The organism is Oleiphilus sp. HI0128 (assembly GCF_001635365.1).
In genome coordinates this window covers 1-749 of the sequence record NZ_LWGG01000114.1, presented here as the reverse complement: position 1 = coordinate 749, position 749 = coordinate 1, and the positions used below count along the sequence as shown (strand labels likewise).

General features: G+C 45.3%; 1 protein-coding gene. It reads right to left on the bottom strand.

The genetic code is table 11. From position 1 onward, the window contains the following. Positions 1-663 (bottom strand): tetrahydrodipicolinate N-succinyltransferase N-terminal domain-containing protein (locus A3763_RS01545; RefSeq protein WP_197482676.1); only part of this gene is annotated, 663 nt, incomplete at its 3' end. Positions 664-749 lie beyond the last annotated feature (86 nt).

The window sequence follows — 749 nt, the reverse complement described above, 5'->3', positions numbered from 1 at the left end:
CATAACACCCGCAGAGATACGGCCTTCGATCATGGAAGTGCCTTCTGTACCTGCATTAAAGTTTACAAAGCCTTCGTGCATGATCGTGGTGCCTTCACCAATGTAGGCGCCAAGACGTACACGGGCTGTGTCGGCAATACGGACGCCGCCAGGTACGACGTAGTCGGTCATCTGTGGAAATTTATCAACAGACTTAACTTCAATCAATTCACCGGCTACGCGTGCTTCAAGTTGCTTTGCTGTTAATTCAGATAGGTCAATAGGGCCTTTATTTGTCCATGCAACATTTGGCAGTAAACCAAAAATACCGTCAAGATTAATGCCGTGCGGCTTAACCAGGCGATGAGACAAAAGGTGTAGTTTTAAATACACTTCAGGCGTGCTGCTAGCCTTGCCATCTTCTTCGATAATAACCACTACAGCCGGGCTTTTTGAGCCTTTCATTTGGCTTGCGATGTCAGAAAGCGCTGCGATTTTTGCTAGCTCTTCAATCTGCTCATCATTTAATTCTGTTGTTGTATTGCCGCTTTCAAGGCCTAGTGTTTCTTGGATGCTAGCAACCAAAGAGGAGTCAGGTTGGAATTGTGGTGCTGGGAAGAATGTTTCAAGCCACTCGCCTGCGCCGTTTTTGCTACCGATACCAAGTCCTAGTGCAATTGTCATGGAATACTCCTAATTAAGTAATATGTATAAGTTGTTTAAGAGAAGAGGGCTGGCCTCGTCTTTTTATTTAGTCGTTTGTCTCGAAT